This is a genomic window from Nocardioides antri (assembly GCF_008373765.1).
GTDB classification, from domain to species: Bacteria; Actinomycetota; Actinomycetes; order Propionibacteriales; family Nocardioidaceae; genus Nocardioides; species Nocardioides antri.
The window spans coordinates 1-320 of the sequence record NZ_VUJW01000232.1 but is presented as its reverse complement, the minus strand read 5'-3'; the positions used below and the strand labels follow the sequence as shown (position 1 = coordinate 320).

General features: G+C 43.8%; 1 protein-coding gene. It reads left to right on the top strand.

What is annotated here, in order from left to right; all coding sequences use genetic code 11:
- Window positions 1-69: 69 nt before the first annotated feature.
- Window positions 70-320, top strand: a 251-nt coding sequence (locus F0U47_RS23090; protein ID WP_281291031.1) for an AAA family ATPase, incomplete at its 3' end; no start/stop codon positions are given.

Below are 320 nucleotides of genomic sequence, written 5' to 3'. Positions count from 1 at the left end.
ACTACAGCTGCATTCATTCGTGTCGTCGGATCAGAGTTTGTACAGAAGTAATTAGGAGAAGGACCCCGTATGGTGCGTGACGTTTTCCGTCTTGCCAAAGAGAATAGCCCAGCAATCATTTTCATTGATGAAATTGATGCCATTGCTACTAAAAGATTTGACGCCCAAACTGGTGCCGACAGAGAAGTTCAACGGATTTTACTTGAACTCCTCAACCAAATGGATGGTTTTGATCAAACTACTAATGTTAAAGTAATAATGGCGACAAATCGTGCTGATACATTGGACCCTGCGTTGCTAAGACCTGGCCGTCTCGACAG